Annotated in this window: 14 protein-coding genes; 4 read left to right on the top strand and 10 right to left on the bottom strand. The window is 69.7% G+C overall.

Annotated features, from left to right (window positions below):
• Window positions 1–2 precede the first annotated feature (2 nt).
• Together dinG and CVH10_RS11810 are read right to left on the bottom strand one after the other, a co-directional pair.
• A complete protein-coding gene (dinG, locus tag CVH10_RS11815; RefSeq protein WP_106488782.1) occupies window positions 3–2,138 on the bottom strand; it encodes an ATP-dependent DNA helicase DinG in 2,136 nt (711 codons plus the stop codon).
• A gap of 219 nt (window positions 2,139–2,357) precedes the next feature.
• Window positions 2,358–3,638, bottom strand: a complete 1,281-nt coding sequence (locus tag CVH10_RS11810; protein ID WP_369335790.1) for a DEAD/DEAH box helicase — start codon at window positions 3,636–3,638, stop codon at window positions 2,358–2,360.
• A 161-nt stretch (window positions 3,639–3,799) separates the two neighbouring features.
• Between CVH10_RS11810 and CVH10_RS11805 the strand changes: the two genes are divergently transcribed.
• Both CVH10_RS11805 and xthA read left to right on the top strand, forming a co-directional pair.
• Window positions 3,800–4,036 (top strand): hypothetical protein, encoded by a 237-nt coding sequence (locus CVH10_RS11805; protein ID WP_035596714.1) that lies wholly within the window; start codon window positions 3,800–3,802, stop codon window positions 4,034–4,036.
• Between the two features lie 3 nt (window positions 4,037–4,039).
• Window positions 4,040–4,870: an exodeoxyribonuclease III gene (gene xthA / locus CVH10_RS11800; RefSeq protein ID WP_106488780.1), complete on the top strand. Its 831-nt coding sequence runs from the start codon at window positions 4,040–4,042 to the stop codon at window positions 4,868–4,870.
• A gap of 7 nt (window positions 4,871–4,877) precedes the next feature.
• Here the strand turns inward: xthA and CVH10_RS11795 are convergent, their stop codons facing one another.
• The 6 genes from CVH10_RS11795 to CVH10_RS11770 are packed head-to-tail and all read right to left on the bottom strand — an operon-like array spanning window position 4,878 to window position 9,892.
• On the bottom strand, window positions 4,878–6,011 hold the full coding sequence (locus CVH10_RS11795) for a hypothetical protein (protein WP_369335789.1): 1,134 nt from the start codon (window positions 6,009–6,011) through the stop codon (window positions 4,878–4,880).
• 5 nt (window positions 6,012–6,016) lie between these two features.
• A complete protein-coding gene (locus tag CVH10_RS11790) occupies window positions 6,017–6,787 on the bottom strand; it encodes an energy transducer TonB (RefSeq protein WP_106488778.1) in 771 nt (256 codons plus the stop codon).
• The gene (locus tag CVH10_RS11785) at window positions 6,787–7,194 is read right to left on the bottom strand and encodes a biopolymer transporter ExbD (RefSeq protein ID WP_035599018.1); all 408 of its coding nucleotides are present in this window, start codon (window positions 7,192–7,194) and stop codon (window positions 6,787–6,789) included. The genes CVH10_RS11790 and CVH10_RS11785 overlap by 1 nt, the downstream gene beginning before the upstream one ends.
• On the bottom strand, window positions 7,187–7,723 hold the full coding sequence (locus CVH10_RS11780) for a MotA/TolQ/ExbB proton channel family protein (protein ID WP_035599021.1): 537 nt from the start codon (window positions 7,721–7,723) through the stop codon (window positions 7,187–7,189). Before CVH10_RS11780 ends, CVH10_RS11785 begins: the two co-directional genes overlap by 8 nt.
• A complete protein-coding gene (locus CVH10_RS11775) occupies window positions 7,704–9,104 on the bottom strand; it encodes a MotA/TolQ/ExbB proton channel family protein (protein ID WP_369335788.1) in 1,401 nt (466 codons plus the stop codon). The genes CVH10_RS11780 and CVH10_RS11775 overlap by 20 nt, the downstream gene beginning before the upstream one ends.
• A complete protein-coding gene (locus tag CVH10_RS11770) occupies window positions 9,104–9,892 on the bottom strand; it encodes a DUF3450 domain-containing protein (protein WP_106488817.1) in 789 nt (262 codons plus the stop codon). Before CVH10_RS11770 ends, CVH10_RS11775 begins: the two co-directional genes overlap by 1 nt.
• 159 nt (window positions 9,893–10,051) lie before the next feature.
• Here CVH10_RS11770 and CVH10_RS11765 point away from each other — a divergent pair, with 159 nt between their 5' ends.
• The gene (locus CVH10_RS11765) at window positions 10,052–10,459 is read left to right on the top strand and encodes a hypothetical protein (protein ID WP_106488777.1); all 408 of its coding nucleotides are present in this window, start codon (window positions 10,052–10,054) and stop codon (window positions 10,457–10,459) included.
• 193 nt (window positions 10,460–10,652) lie between these two features.
• Here the strand turns inward: CVH10_RS11765 and CVH10_RS11760 are convergent, their stop codons facing one another.
• Window positions 10,653–11,579, bottom strand: coding sequence for an electron transfer flavoprotein subunit alpha/FixB family protein (locus tag CVH10_RS11760; RefSeq protein ID WP_035599026.1), 927 nt, complete (start codon window positions 11,577–11,579; stop codon window positions 10,653–10,655).
• A complete protein-coding gene (locus CVH10_RS11755; RefSeq protein WP_035599028.1) occupies window positions 11,576–12,328 on the bottom strand; it encodes an electron transfer flavoprotein subunit beta/FixA family protein in 753 nt (250 codons plus the stop codon). Before CVH10_RS11755 ends, CVH10_RS11760 begins: the two co-directional genes overlap by 4 nt.
• A 353-nt stretch (window positions 12,329–12,681) precedes the next feature.
• Between CVH10_RS11755 and CVH10_RS11750 the strand changes: the two genes are divergently transcribed.
• Entirely contained in the window at window positions 12,682–14,349 is a 1,668-nt protein-coding gene (locus CVH10_RS11750) for an electron transfer flavoprotein-ubiquinone oxidoreductase (RefSeq protein ID WP_106488776.1), read from the top strand.
• The last annotated feature ends 3 nt before the right edge of the window (window positions 14,350–14,352 follow it).

Genomic DNA, 14,352 nt, shown 5'->3' with positions numbered 1-14,352 from the left:
CGTTACTGGCCGTCGATCTCGCGCACAAAGGGCGGCAGCGCATCCAGCAGGGCGCGACCGTAGCGGCGAGTCAGCACGCGGCGGTCGAGCAGCGTGATGCGGCCGCGATCGGCCTCCTTGCGGATCAGCCGACCGCAGGCCTGGACCAGCTTGATCGAGGCATCGGGCACGCTGATGCGCATGAACGGGTTGCCGCCCTGGCGCTCGATCCACTCGGCCAGCGTCGCCCCCACCGGGTCGTCGGGCACCGCGAACGGCAGCCGGGTGATGATCACATGGGTCAGATAGTCGCCAGGCAGATCGATGCCCTCGGCGAAGCTCGCCAGGCCGAACAGGATGCTGCCCTCGCCCTTGTCGATCTTCGCCCGGTGACGCTCCACCAGCTCGCGCTTGGGCAGCCGGCCCTGGGCCAGCACCCGCTCCCGCGTGTCTTCCGAGAGCGCGCGTTCCACGGCACGCAGCTGGGCACGGGAGGAGAACAGCGCCAGCACCGCCTCGTCTTTTCCGAGCGCCTCGACGAAATCGACGATGGCCCGCTCGTGGCCCTCGCGGTCGGACGGGTCGGCCGCCTCCCGGGGCACGCTGAGCACCGCGCGGGAATAGTCGAAGGGGCTCGGCAGGCTCTGGTAGCGGTAGCGGTTGGCGAGCCCGGCGCGCTCCTGGAGCCGCTCGAAGCGGCCCAGGGCGGTGAGGGTCGCCGAGGTCACCACGGCGCCGAAGCAGCGCCCCCACAGCGACTTCGCCAGAGTGTGGGCGGCGGACACCGGGCTCGCCGAGAAGGTCAGCTCCGGGTCGCCGCCGAAGCGCTCCAGCGTCAGCCAGCGGGCCCGCGGGGGCTCGCCTTCCGGATCGGTCTCGGCGAAGGCCTGCCACAGGGCATGCGCCTCCAGCGCGCGGCCGTGGAGCAGCGCCACCAGCGGCAGCCAGGGCTCGGCCTGCTCCTTGGGCAGCCCGGTGGACTTCTCCGGATCCAGGCTCTCGCGCAGGATGTCGGCCATCGACTCCAGGGTCCGCGACAGCTCGGCGAACATCGTCACCAGACCATCGGCCTGTTCGCGCAGCGCGTCGGGGATTCGGCCCATCTCGAAGCGATGCTGGGCGCTGTCTTCGCCGTCGCCCAGGCCCTCGGGGCGCCCGGCCAGCTGATGCCCCAGCGAGAAGGCGTCGCCGAGGCGCGGCTCGAGCCCCTCGAACAGCGGCGGCAGGCTCGAGAGCAGGCGCGCCAGCGTGGGCTGCACGGCCAGCGCCTGGTTGAGCTCGGTGAGCGACTTCTTGAGCGTGCTCAGCCAGCGCAGGCCATGGCCCACGGCGAAGCGATGAGTGAAGTGGTTGAGCGCCTTGTCCGGCAGGTGGTGGCCCTCGTCGAAGACGTAGATGCAGTCGCCGGGGTCCGGCAGCACCACGCCGCCGCCCAGGGCCAGGTCGGCCAGCACCAGGTCGTGGTTGGCGACGATCACCTCGGCGCTGTCCAGCTCGCGCCGTGCGCGAAAGAAGGCACAGGCACCGTAGTGTCCGCAGCGGCGATTGGTGCACTGGCGATGATCGACGGTCAGCTTGCGCCAGTGGGCGTCGTCGATGCCCTCCGGCCAGCTGTCGCGATCGCCGGCCCAGCGGCCGTTGCCGTAGGCCTCGCCGAGGGACTGGACGAGCTCTTGGAAATCGTCGCCGCCGCTGTCCAGGGCCTGCTCGAACAGCGACAGGGTGGGATTGTCGTCCTCGCCCCCGTCCATGGCCTGGTCGAGGCGCGCCACGCAGACGTAGCGACCGCGGCCCTTGGCCAGGGAGAAGTTGAAGGAGAGCCCGCTGTGGGCCTTGAGCGCCGGCAGGTCCTGGTGCAGCACCTGCTCCTGCAGGGCCACCGTGGCAGTGGCCACCACCAGCCGCTTGCCATGGGCCTTGGCCACCGGCAGCGCGGCGAGCAGATAGGCCAGGGTCTTGCCGGTGCCGGTGCCGGCCTCGAGCACGCAGACGTGCTCGTGGCTGGTGCGCTGGCCGGCGTCATCGGCCTCGATGCCGCCCAGGGTGCGGGCGATCTCGGCGATCATCAGCCGCTGGCCATAGCGTGGGGTGAGGTCGAGGCCGTCGAGCACCTTGCGATAGGCGCCCTGGATCTCGCCCTTCAGGGCCTCGTCAAGCATGCCGCCCTCCCCGGCGAGACTGTACTTGCGGTCTGGTAACGAATGAAAGACGCCGGGCTCGATGAGCGCCGGCGACTCGACTGCGCGAGGGGTTTTTGCCAGGGATGGCAAAAGTTAGCACCCAGGGACGAGTTCACAGCGCCCTCGCGATGGTCCGGCACGCCGGGGCCTGGCGTCGGGACAGTCTCATCGACCGACTCGACGCCAATGTCAGCACTTTTACAGCAACCCTTCCGGCGGATGCTCGCAGGGCAGCTTGTCGTTGATGAAGCGCTCGATCTCCGGCAGCGAGAAGGCGTCTTCCTCGCCCACGAAGCTGATCGAGACACCCTTGGCGCCGGCGCGGCCGGTGCGGCCGATACGGTGGACGTAGTCCTCCGGATCCTCAGGCAGGGTGTAGTTGATGACGTGGCTGACGTCCTCGATGTGGATGCCACGGCCGGCCACGTCGGTGGCGACCAGCACCTGGATCTCGCCCTCGCGGAACTTCTCGAGGGTGCTGATGCGCTGGTTCTGGGGCACGTCGCCGGAGATCATGGCGGCGTTGATGCCGGCGTCCTTGAGCAGGCCGTCGAGCTTGCGCACCAGGTCACGGCGGTTGCCGAACACCATCACCCGGTCGAAGCTCTCCTGCTGCAGCAGCTTCACCAGCAGCTTCGCCTTTTCCTCGTCGCCGACCAGATAGACGCGCTGATCGATATCGGCGGCGTTGTCGACGGTGACCGCGATGTCCACGTGGGCCGGATCGCGGGTCCACTGGCTGGCCAGATTGAGGATGTCCTCGGTGAAGGTCGCCGAGAACAAGAAGGTCTGGCGCTCCTCGGGCTTGGGCGTATGGCGGATGATGCGCTTCACGTCCGGGATGAAGCCCATGGAGAGCATGCGGTCCGCCTCGTCGAGCACCAGCACCTCGACCTGGGTCAGATCGACGTCACGCTTCTGATGGAAGTCCAGCAGCCGGCCCGGGGTGGCCACCAGGATGTCGAGCTGCTGGCCGAGGCCCTCGAGCTGCTTCTGGTAGTCCATCCCGCCGACCACGCTGGCCACGTTGAGCTTGGTGAAGCGGGCCAGGGCCTTGGCGTCCTTCTCGATCTGCAGCGACAGTTCGCGGGTCGGGGCCACGATCAGCGCCCGCGGCGCGCCCGGCTTCTGGCCGTCCGGGGCCTCTTCCTCGAGGAAGTAGGCGAGGATCGAGATCAGGAAGGCGGCGGTCTTGCCGGTGCCGGTCTGGGCCTTGCCGACCACGTCGCCACCGAGCAGCGTGTGGGTCAGCGCCTCGGCCTGGATCGGCGTGCAGTACTCGAAGCCCTGGGCATGGATGGCACGCATCAGCGGCAGCGGCAGGTCGAAATCGTGGAAGCGCCACTTGCCCGCCACGGCGGGGACCTGGAACTGGCGCAGATCCCAGTTCGACTGGCGGCGACGCGGCTTGCGGCGGCGACGCTTGGGCTTGCGGTTCTCGGTCTGGGCCGGTGCTGTGGTCTGTTCCGACTCGCTCATAGGCTGTGCTGTCTCGTCCATGTTCGTGGATGGAGGTGCATCGATCAGCGATGCGTGACGCAAACGCGCATTGTACCAGTCTCGGGCGCCGAGGGCGCGTCCGCTGTCGAAGGGAAGCGTCCGACTGCTAGAATGGCGCCCATCGAAAGAGGAGCCGTGTCATGACACGCAGGAAGAAGAGCCGTTCCATCGCCGACAAGGTGACCATCCGCACCGGTCGGCGCAAGGACTACAAGCAGTGGCGCCACGAGAACCCCGACGAGGTCACCTCGTCGCGGCGCTACACCGACAAGAAGCGCCAGCAGCGCAAGCTGCAGGCGGAGCGCAAGCTGGCCCGCCAGGAAAGCGGCCAGAAGATCGCCATCCATCCCGACAAGCCCGAGCAGAAGGACGACTGACCGATGCGCCTGGTGTCATTCAACATCAACGGCATTCGCGCCCGGCTGCATCAGCTGGAGGCGCTGGTCGCCGCACATCGTCCGGCGGTGATCGGCCTGCAGGAGACCAAGGTCCAGGACAGCGAGTTCCCGGTCGAGGCCGTCGAGGCGTTGGGCTACAGCGTTTACTTTCACGGCCAGAAGGGTCACTACGGCGTGGCGCTGATGATCTGCAACGAGCAGTGCCCGGACGGCCCGGAAGCGATCCATCGCGGCTTTCCCGATGACGGCGAACAGGCCCAGCGCCGGCTGATCGGCGCGCGACTGCGCATCGACGGCGGCGAGCCGCTGACGGTGTGGAACGGCTACTTTCCCCAGGGCGAGAGCGTCGACCATCCGGTGAAATTCCCGCACAAGCGCGAGTTCTACGCCCAGCTGTCGCGCCTGCTCGACGCGCACCATGCCCCGGACGAGCGCCTGGCGATCATGGGCGACTTCAACATCTCGCCCGAGGACATCGACATCGGCATCGGCGAACCCAACCGCAAGCGCTGGCTGCGCGAGGGCAAGACCAGCTTCCAGCCGGTGGAACGCGAGTGGCTCGCGGGCATCAAGGCCTGGGGCCTCGCCGACAGCTACCGGCTCTGCCATCCGCAGGTGGGCGACCGCTTCAGCTGGTTCGACTACCGCTCCAAGGGCTTCGACCGCGACCCGAAGCGCGGCCTGCGCATCGACTACATCCTGGTGACGGAGCCGCTGGCCGGCCGGGTGCGCGACGCCGGCATCGACTACGAGCTGCGCGGCATGGAGAAGCCGTCCGACCACGCCCCCGTGTGGACCGAATTCGAGGCGTAATCAGGCATCAGGCCTCGTCGGCGGGACCACCCTTCTCGGTCCCGCCCGTTACCTCACCGCCTTCCTGCTCCGGCAGGCTCGACAGCCACTCTTCCGCCTCGGGCTCGCCCAGATCACGCGCCTTCGCCAGCGCCTCGCCGGCGATGTCCCACTCGCCCCAGCCGTAGGCCAGCTCGCCCAGCCGCAGCCAGTCGTCGCCGGCCCCGCTGCGCTCGGCGACATCGCGCCAGGCAGCCAACGCCTCGTCGTGATCGCGCGCGGCCTGCCAGGCGCGCGCCAGCAGGCGACGATGCTCGAGATCGTCCGGCAGCGCCTGCTCTTCGAGGGCGGTGGTCAGAAGTTCGGCGGCCCGCGCCGGCGTGCCGCCGGCCAGGTGCAGACGGATGCGCTGATGCAGGTCCTCGGCGCCCGCCAGCACGCCGCGGCGCCAGCCGGCCTCCCAGATCGCCGCGGCCCGGCCCGGATCGCCCAGGCGCTGGGCCAGGCTCGCCGCCCGGCGCCAGGTCTCGGCATCGCCGTCGGCGCCCTGGAGACGCCGCTCGATCAGCGCCAGCGCGCCGCCCTCGTCGCCGGCACGCTGCAGCACGGTGGCGGCCAGCGTCGCACGCGCCTCGCTCGGCTCGCCGCCACTCAGGGCGCGATTCACCCAGCGCGCCGCGGCGTCCCAGTCGGACTCGGCGGCCAGCAGCTGGGCCATCAGCCAGTGATCCTCGCGGGTGCCGCCGTGACGCTGGAACCAGTCATCGAGCAGCGCCCTCGCCCGCTCGGGCTGATCGCCCCGCAGGCGAAGCCCCGCCTCCTGGCGCAGCCAGCGATCCGCCTGGGCGCGCTCCACGCCACGGATGCCGCGCGCCTCGGCCAGATGAGCGGCGGCGGCGAGCGGATCGTCGAGGCGCGCCGCGGCGCTGGCGGCGAGCTGCAGGTAGAGGGCGCGGGCCCAGCGATCCGAGGCATTGCCGCCCGCCAGGCGCTCGGCCTGGCTCAGGGCGCGTTCGCGTACGGCGGCATACTCGGACTGCCCCAGGCGCTGCTCGAGGCCCTGAAGGTCGTCGATGCGCGCCCCGGACAGGGTCGGCGCCGCCAGGGCGGGCGAGGCCAGCAGCAGCCAGGCGAGCAGGCACAACGGGCGTGTCGGCGTCATGATCGTCATCTCAGCTGGAACTCCAGGCGCTGGCGGGCCCGGCGGCGCTGGTCGGCGGACGCGAACTGCCAGCCGGCGATGGCGCGGCGAGCGACGCGGTCGAAGACGCGGCGCGGGCTGGCCTCCACCACCTGGATGCTGTCGCGCTCGACGCTGCCGTCGCGGCGAATGATGAACTGCACCACCACGTGGCCTTCGAGACCGCGACGGCGGGCCCGCGAGGGATACTCGGGCGGCACGCGACGCATGGCCTGGGCGGAGGACCCGACGTCCACCGGCTCGTTGGAGGCCGCCTGACTCGCGGCCGGGGCCGACGACGACGCACTGGCCGTGGCCTGGCTCGGGGCAGGGTCCGGTGCCGGCGTCGGCGCGGGTTCCGGCTGCGGTTCGGGCTCAGGCTGCGGTTCGGGCTCAGGCTGCGGCTCGGGTTCCGGTTCGGGCGGCGTCTCGGTGAGCTCCGGCAGGGCCTCGTCCACCGGCGTCTCCGGCGCTTCCAGGGGCGGAAGCTCCGGCTCCGGCAGGGCAATGGCGCTGTCGACCTGGGGCGCCGGCGCCGGCTGTGGCGGCGGTGTCGGGGCACTGGGCGGCGGCGGTGGCGCCGCGCTGGCCGCCGTGGCCGGCTCGGGGGCCATCTCGGCCGGCGCCTCGGCCAGCGTCATCATGATCTCCTGCTGCGGCTCGGGCTCGGCCTCGGGCGGCGCCACCAGCAAGGCCAGCAGCGCGAACAGGGCCAGGGTCAGGGCCGCCCCGGCCAGCAGCGAAACCGGTAGCCGCATCAGTCACCGCTCCGCTGGGCGGCCACCGCCACGTTGTCGACGTCGGCCTCGCGCAGGCGATCCATGACCTCGATCAGCACGCCGGTGGTGGCATCGCGATCGGCCTGGATCACCACCGAGCCGTCGCCGCTGACCAGACCGGCCACGCGCGGGCCGACCCGGTGCAGGTCCACGGGCTCGCCGTCGACCCACACCGCGCCCTCGGGGGTGATCGCCACCAGCACCTGAACGTCCGGCCGCGGCGAGGCCGCGCTGGACTCGGGCCGTTCGATCTCCACCCCGCTCTCCTTGATGAAGCTGGTGGTCACGATGAAGAAGATCAGCATGATGAAGACCACGTCCAGCATCGGGGTCAGGTTGACCTCGCTGCTCTCCTCACCGGCCGCCGCCAGTCGACGTCTACGCATGTGCGTCCTCCGCGGCGCGTGCCAGGCGGTCGTGCAGCCGCTGATCCTCGCGCCGGATGATGTGTTCGAGACGAGCGATGAACAAGAGCCCCACCACCGAGACCGCCATGCCGCTCAGGGTCGGCAGGGTGGCGCGGGCCACGCCGTCGGCCATGGCACGAGCCTGATTGACCTCGCTCACCGACAGGCTGTCGAAGACGGTGATCATGCCGGTCACCGTGCCGAGCAGGCCGAACAGCGGGCAGATCACCACCAGCAGCTTGAGCCAGGGCAGCGGCGCGCGCAGCCGGGTGATCAGCTCGCGGGCCCAGATCTCGCGCAGGGTCAGCGCACTCCAGCTGGCGTGATCCTCGCGGGCCACCCAGCGCGCCACCAGGGCGTGGCGCGCCGGACGATAGTGGAAGCGGAAGAACCACCAGCGCTCCAGGCCCAGCGAGAACAGCAGCACCGCCACGCCGATGATGACCACCAGCACCGGGCCGCCGGCCTCGACCAGCCAGGCCAGGGGATCAAGCCAGCGCATCGGCATGGCGCGGCGTCACGCTCGGGGAAGCGGCGTCGCGGCCGGCTTCCAGGGTGTCGGCGAGCACGGCACTGGCGCGCCCTTCGAGGGTGCCGATCAGCGAACGGCTGCGGCTGGAGAGCGCCGTCTGGGCGAACAGCAGCGGCACCGCGGTGATCAGGCCCAGCACCGTGGTCACCAGCGCCTGACTGATGCCGCCGGCCATCAGCTGCGGGTCGCCGGTGCCGAACACGGTGATCGACTGGAAGGTCACGATCATGCCGGTGACGGTGCCGAGCAGGCCCATCAGCGGCGCCACGGCGGCGAGCATCTTGACCAGCCCCTGGCCGCGCTCGAGCTTCGGCTGCTCGGCGAGCAGCGCCTCGTCGAGGCGGGCCTCCAGCGCCTCGGGCGCGTGACCCGGGCCAAGGGCATGGAAACGCTTGAGCACGCGCCCCAGCGGATTGTCGTCGCGCAGCCGGTCGAGATCGCCGAGCTGACGACGCAGCCGCACCGTCACCCGCGTCAGATAGAGGTACTGCACCAGTGCCACCAGCAGGCCGACGACGCCCAGCGCCACGACCACATAGCCCACGGCACCGCCCTGCTGGAAGCGCTCCCAGAGGCTCGGCGTCTGCGCCATGGCCGCGACGACCTGCCCGTCGGCCGGATCGAAGGCCAGGGTATCGCCCTCGCCGTTGCGGAAGGCCGCCAGGGTGTCGGCGATCGCCTCGGGCGTCGTCGGCAGCACCGCCAGGCGCCCGTCCTCACCGGAACGCTCGAGCAGCTGACCGTCGTCGGTCGCCGCCAGCAGATCACCGACCCGCAGCACCGAGCGCTCGGAAACCTCACCATCGGCGCCGGCCACCGGGGCCTGGAACTCCGCCACGCGGGCGGTCTCGCGCGTCAGCGCCATCAGGCGGTCGGCGAGGCCGGCCACCTGATCGGCGCCGAGGATGCCGTCAGCCTCGAGGCGCGGCGGCAGCTCGGCCTGGCCGCCGAGGGTCAGCCAGCTGGCGGCGAGATCGTCCCGCAGCTCGCCGCTGACGCCGGCCACCTCATCGAACAGGGCCTGCAGATCACCGCCTTGTTCCCGGCGGCGGGCGTTGAGTTCCTCGAGCGCCTCACGCTGGGACCGCTCACGGGCGTCGAGGGATTCGCGTCGCTCGCGGGCCTCGGCCAGGGCGTCCTGCACCTCGGCCAGCGCCTCATCCAGCGCCGCTTCGTCATCGACCAGCTCGGCCAGGCGAGCGTTGTCACGGGCCTCGGCGGCCTCGCGTTCGGCACGCAGGGTCGAGAGCGTGGCCTCGTCGTCCGGCGCGACTGCCGGCTGGGCCTGGCCCAGCAGGGGGAAGCCGGCCAGCCAAAGGCCCATCAGCGCAGCGCGCATTGCCGTCGGCAGGTGCATCAGGCGTCCTCCCCGGCAGGTGTCTCTGACGCAGACACGGGCTGAGAAACGGGCAGCTCCAGCAGCGCGGGAGCGCGCCGCTCGCGGGCGATGGCCAGCCCCTTGCGGACCTCGGCCAGAGCCGCGCCGTCCAGCGGCTGCCAGCCGCCCTGCTCGGCCTTCCACACGCCACCTCGATGGCCGTCGGGCGTCAGGTAGTACCAGCCGACCCGGCCCAGGCGCAGGAAATCCACCTCGCGCGGGACATCGCCGGCCAGTTCACCACGCCAGGCATCGATCTCCCGACCGTAGTCGAGCTCGGCGCGCCAGGCGGCCAGCATCCGCGCCAGCTTCTCGTCGCGGCTCGTCTCGGGATCGGCCAGCAGGCGCTCGAGGTTCTCGACCCGGGCCAGCCGCTCGTCCTCCAGGAAAGGCATGTCGCGCTCCACCCAGGCACGCAGACGCTCGACCATGTCACGCATCAGGCCCGGCAGGGCCTCGCGGGTCGCGGACAGGGTGGAAAGCGCTTCTTCACGGTGGGCCAGGGTCTCGGCCTGACGCTCGACCAGCGGCGCCAGCTCGGCGTTGTAGTCGCTCAGACGCCGCGTTTCCTCGCGCGCCTGACGCAGCGCCTGGAGCTTGTCGCGCACGACGTCGTCGGCGTTGTCGATGCGCGCCTGGAGCTCGGCCTGGGTACGCTGGGCGTCCAGCGTCTCATCGCGCACCGTCGACTGGGCGGCCGCCGAACCGGCCATGAGCAGGGCAACGCCTGCCACGGCGAGGCGGCGCCGGGATTGGTGGTAGGACACGCTTGTCTCCGAAAGGTCCGACATATCCCCTAAACCCTACTTTGAACAAGAATAATTATCAATGCCTGGCGCAGCCGCAAACGAGACCCAGCACCGAGAGGTTGACAGCTCGCGGGCATCCATAAAGAATGAGAATTACTATCAAAGGAGCCGCCACCCATGTCGGCCGACACATCACAGCTGCATAACACCTGCATCTTCCTTTCGGTCTCCTTCCGGGCGCTTCGCGATGACCTGGACAAGCCGTCGCGAGCCCCGTCCAGCCCCTGTTGGCTGGACGCCGGCCTGGTCGAGATGCTCACCGGCGAACTGAGACGCTGCCGTGATGCCGCCGTTCGTCATCCGGCGGCCTGGCAGTCCCTCGATGCCGCCCTCGCCCACGCCAGCCTGCTGCTGGCCCAATGTCCCGGCGGCCTGGGTCGCGATCGCTGCGCGCGCCAGCTCGACGCCATCGTGTCGCCGCTGCAGGAGGCTGCCGCCTGGCTGGCCGGCCGTCGCCCCTCCGAGGCACAGGAAAGCCAGTGGCAGGCCATGGCCCGACGGCTGGGCGGCTGGCTTCGCCGCTGAACCGCCCCCCTCTCCAGCATCGACGACGCATCAACGCAAACGGGCCGACCTCTCCGGGGAGAGGCCGGCCCGTTTTCTACCTGACGGCAGAGAGCCTTACAGTTTGCTCTCGAGCTCCGGCAGGATCTCGAACAGATCGCCGACGAGACCGCGGGTCATCGAGAGCGCCACCTGGAAGATCCCGATCTTCGCCTTACAGCTTGCTCTCGAGCTCCGGCAGGATCTCGAACAGGTCGCCCACCAGACCATAGTCCGCGACCTGGAAGATCGGCGCCTCGTCGTCCTTGTTGATGGCGACGATCACCCGGGAGTCCTTCATGCCCGCCAGGTGCTGGATGGCACCGCTGATACCCACCGCGATGTACAGCTCCGGCGCCACGATCTTGCCGGTCTGACCGACCTGCATGTCGTTGGGCACGTAGCCGGCGTCGACCGCCGCGCGGGAGGCGCCGATGGCCGCGCCCAGCTTGTCGGCGATGCCGTCGAGCAGCTTGAAGTTCTCACCGCTGCCCATGCCGCGGCCACCGGAGATCACCACCTTGGCGCCGCCGAGCTCGGGGCGGTCGCTCTGCTCGAGCTGCTCGTCGATGAACGAGGACAGGGCGTTGTCGACGCCGCTCTCGACGGCCTCGATGCTCGCGCTTCCGCTCTCGGCGACGGCATCGAAGGCGGTGGGACGCACGGTGATCACCTTCAGCGCGTCCTCGCTCTGCACGGTGGCGATGGCGTTGCCGGCGTAGATCGGGCGCTTGAAGGTATCGGCGCCGACCACCTCGATGATCTCGGAGATCTGGCTGACGTCCTTGAGCGCGGCGAGGCGCGGCAGCACGTTCTTGCCATGGGTGGTGGCGGCGGCCAGCACGTGGCCATAGTCGCCGGACAGCGCCACCAGCAGCTCGCTCAGCGGCTCGGCCAGCTGATGGGCATAGACGGGCGCATCGGCGACGCGCACCCGGCTCACGCCGTCGAGCCTGGCGGCCGCCTCGGCGATGGCGCTCACGTTCTCGCCGGCGACCAGCACGTCGATATCACCGCCGATGGCCTGGGCCGCGGCCACCACGTGTGCCGTGGTCTCGGCCAGCTGACCGTCGTGATGTTCGGCAAGGACCAGGATACTCATGAGATCACCTTCGCTTCGTTCTTCAGCTTGTCGACCAGCTCGTCCACGGAGCCCACCTTGACGCCGCCCTGACGCTCGGCCGGCGGCTCGACGGAGACCAGCTTGAGGCCGGAGGCCACCGCCACGCCGAGTTCCTCGGGCGTCTTGGTGTCCAGCGGCTTCTTCTTGGCCTTCATGATGTCGGGCAGCTTGGCGTAGCGCGGCTCGTTGAGGCGCAGGTCGGTGGTGACAATGGCCGGCAGCTGCAGGGCCACGGTCTGCAGGCCGCCGTCGATTTCGCGGGTGACCTTGAGCGTCTCGCCCTCGACGGCGACCTCGGAGGCGAAGGTGCCCTGGGGACGACCGGTCAGCGCGGCGAGCATCTGCCCCACCTGGTTGTTGTCGCTGTCGATGGCCTGCTTGCCGAGGATGGTCAGCTGCGGCTGCTCCTCCTCGACGACCTTGGCCAGCAGCTTGGCCGCGGCCAGCGACTCGACGGGCGCCTCGGTCTGCACGTGCACGGCGCGATCGGCGCCCAGCGCCAGCGCGGTGCGCAGCTGTTCCTGGGCGGCCTTCGGACCCACGGTGACGGCGACCACTTCGGTGGCCACACCGGCTTCCTTGAGCCGCACCGCCTCTTCCACGGCGATCTCGCAGAAGGGATTCATGGCCATCTTGACGTTGGTAAGGTCGACGTCGCTGTTGTCCGGCTTGACCCGGATCTTGACGTTGTAGTCGATGACGCGTTTGACCGCGACGAGTACCTTCATAATGTCCTCGCTGGGTTCTGTCTCGGAACCGGGGAAACGGAGCTCGGCGACTCGCTGACGGAACGCGACACCGGCCCATAGAACGGACCGATATGCTTTTATGCGTTTCAGACGAGCGTTTGATAGGCGCCTTGCCGAAAAACCCCCTAAATGTGCCACAGCCCGGACCACTCCAACAATCCCCGGCATGCCGGGAATGGGGCTTTCCGGGGTTTGGCCATCGTAAGGGGGGGCCAATCCCGCTATCATGCGGACCATGGGACACCCCCGGAAGCAAACGACCGTTTTAACACCCTGACGATGCCGAGACCGCCTCGGCCAGGACGTCGTCGGGATGGGAGGAGAAGGATCCAATGACAGAACAGATCGAGCGCGACGCCATGGAGTTCGACGTGGTCATCGTCGGCGGCGGCCCCTCCGGGCTGGCCGCCGCCTGCCGCCTGATGCAGCAGGCCAACGAGGCCGGACAGGAGCTGACGGTGTGCCTGGTCGAGAAAGGCTCCGAGGTCGGCGCTCACATCCTCTCCGGCGCCGTCTTCGAACCCCGCGCCCTGCAGGAACTGTTCCCCGACTGGCAGGAACGCGGCGCGCCGCTGACCACGCCGGCGATTCGCGACGAGCTCTATCTGCTCAAGGACGCCGAGAAGGCCCAGAAGCTGCCCAATGCCCTGGTGCCGAAGACCATGCACAACACCGGTGGCGACCTCACCCGCTACGTGATCAGCGCCGGCAACCTGTGCCGCTGGCTGGCCGAACAGGCCGAGGAGCTCGGCGTCGAGGTGTTCCCGGGCTTCGCCGCCCAGGAGACCATCGTCGAGGACGGCGTGGTCAAGGGCATCCTGGTGGGCGACATGGGCGTGGGCGCCGACGGCCAGCCCAAGGACGGCCACATGCCGGGCATGGAGCTGCGCGCCAAGTACACCCTGTTCGCCGAGGGCGCCCGTGGCCACCTGGGCAAGGGGCTGATCGAGCGCTTCGAGCTCGACGCCGGCAAGGATCCGCAGCACTACGGCATCGGCCTCAAGGAGCTGTGGGACGTGCCCGCCGACAAGCACGAACCGGGCCTGGTGCTGCACGGCTCCGGCTGGCCGCTGGACAAGTCGACCCACGGCGGCTGGTTCCTCTATCACGCCGAGAACCAGCAGGTGGTGGTCGGCCTGATCCTCGACCTGTCCTACCGGAACCCGTACCTGTCGCCCTTCGACGAGTTCCAGCGCATGAAGCACCACCCGGTGCTCAAGCAGTACCTGGAAGGCGGCTCGCGGGTGGCCTACGGCGCCCGGGCCATCGCCAAGGGCGGTCTCAACTGCCTGCCGAAGATGACCTTCCCCGGCGGGCTCTTGATCGGCTGCGACGCCGGCACCCTGAACTTCGCCAAGATCAAGGGCCTGCACACCGCCATGAAGTCCGGCATGGTGGCCGCCGAGAGCGTCTTCGAGGCGATCGTGGCGGGCGACGAGGGCGGCGCCGATCTCACCGCCTTCGAGGCCAAGTGGCAGGCCAGCTGGGCCTACCGGGAGCTCGACGAGAGCCGCAGCTTCGGCCCGGCGATCCACAAGTACGGCACCGTGGGCGGCGGCGCCTACAACTTCCTCGACCAGCTCACCGGCGGCAAGCTGCCGACGGTCCACGACACCACCCCGGACCACGCCACCCTCAAGCCGGCGGCCGAGTGCGAGAAGATCGACTATCCCAAGCCGGACGGCGTGATCTCGTTCGACAAGGCCTCCTCGGTGTTCCTCTCGAACACCAACCACGAGGAAGACCAGCCCTGCCACCTGCGCCTCAAGGACCCGGAACTGCCGATCCGCGACAACCTGCCGACCTACGCCGAGCCCGCACAGCGCTACTGTCCGGCCGGGGTCTACGAGGTGGTCGAGGACGACGACGGCAAGCCCGCGTTCCAGATCAACTTCCAGAACTGCGTGCACTGCAAGACCTGCGACATCAAGGACCCGGCCCAGAACATCACCTGGGTCGCGCCGGAGGGCGGCGGCGGGCCGAACTACCCCAACATGTAAGGA

Origin of the sequence: Halomonas sp. ND22Bw (assembly GCF_003011945.1) — a bacterium.
Classification (GTDB): Bacteria; Pseudomonadota; Gammaproteobacteria; order Pseudomonadales; family Halomonadaceae; genus Halomonas; species Halomonas halophila.
This window is presented reverse-complemented; position numbering and strand designations above follow the sequence as displayed.

Excerpts from the sequence above, each read along its gene's own strand:
- CVH10_RS11810 (WP_369335790.1), bottom strand. The coding sequence starts at position 3,638 with ATGAGCGAGTCGGAACAGACCACAGCACCGGCCCAGACCGAGAACCGC.
- CVH10_RS11750 (WP_106488776.1), top strand. The coding sequence starts at position 12,682 with ATGACAGAACAGATCGAGCGCGACGCCATGGAGTTCGACGTGGTCATC.
- CVH10_RS11765 (WP_106488777.1), top strand. The coding sequence starts at position 10,052 with ATGTCGGCCGACACATCACAGCTGCATAACACCTGCATCTTCCTTTCG.
- CVH10_RS11790 (WP_106488778.1), bottom strand. The coding sequence starts at position 6,787 with ATGCGGCTACCGGTTTCGCTGCTGGCCGGGGCGGCCCTGACCCTGGCC.
- CVH10_RS11775 (WP_369335788.1), bottom strand. The coding sequence starts at position 9,104 with ATGCACCTGCCGACGGCAATGCGCGCTGCGCTGATGGGCCTTTGGCTG.
- CVH10_RS11780 (WP_035599021.1), bottom strand. The coding sequence starts at position 7,723 with ATGCCGATGCGCTGGCTTGATCCCCTGGCCTGGCTGGTCGAGGCCGGC.
- xthA (WP_106488780.1), top strand. The coding sequence starts at position 4,040 with ATGCGCCTGGTGTCATTCAACATCAACGGCATTCGCGCCCGGCTGCAT.
- dinG (WP_106488782.1), bottom strand. The coding sequence starts at position 2,138 with ATGCTTGACGAGGCCCTGAAGGGCGAGATCCAGGGCGCCTATCGCAAG.
- CVH10_RS11755 (WP_035599028.1), bottom strand. The coding sequence starts at position 12,328 with ATGAAGGTACTCGTCGCGGTCAAACGCGTCATCGACTACAACGTCAAG.
- CVH10_RS11785 (WP_035599018.1), bottom strand. The coding sequence starts at position 7,194 with ATGCGTAGACGTCGACTGGCGGCGGCCGGTGAGGAGAGCAGCGAGGTC.
- CVH10_RS11760 (WP_035599026.1), bottom strand. The coding sequence starts at position 11,579 with ATGAGTATCCTGGTCCTTGCCGAACATCACGACGGTCAGCTGGCCGAG.
- CVH10_RS11795 (WP_369335789.1), bottom strand. The coding sequence starts at position 6,011 with ATGACGCCGACACGCCCGTTGTGCCTGCTCGCCTGGCTGCTGCTGGCC.
- CVH10_RS11805 (WP_035596714.1), top strand. The coding sequence starts at position 3,800 with ATGACACGCAGGAAGAAGAGCCGTTCCATCGCCGACAAGGTGACCATC.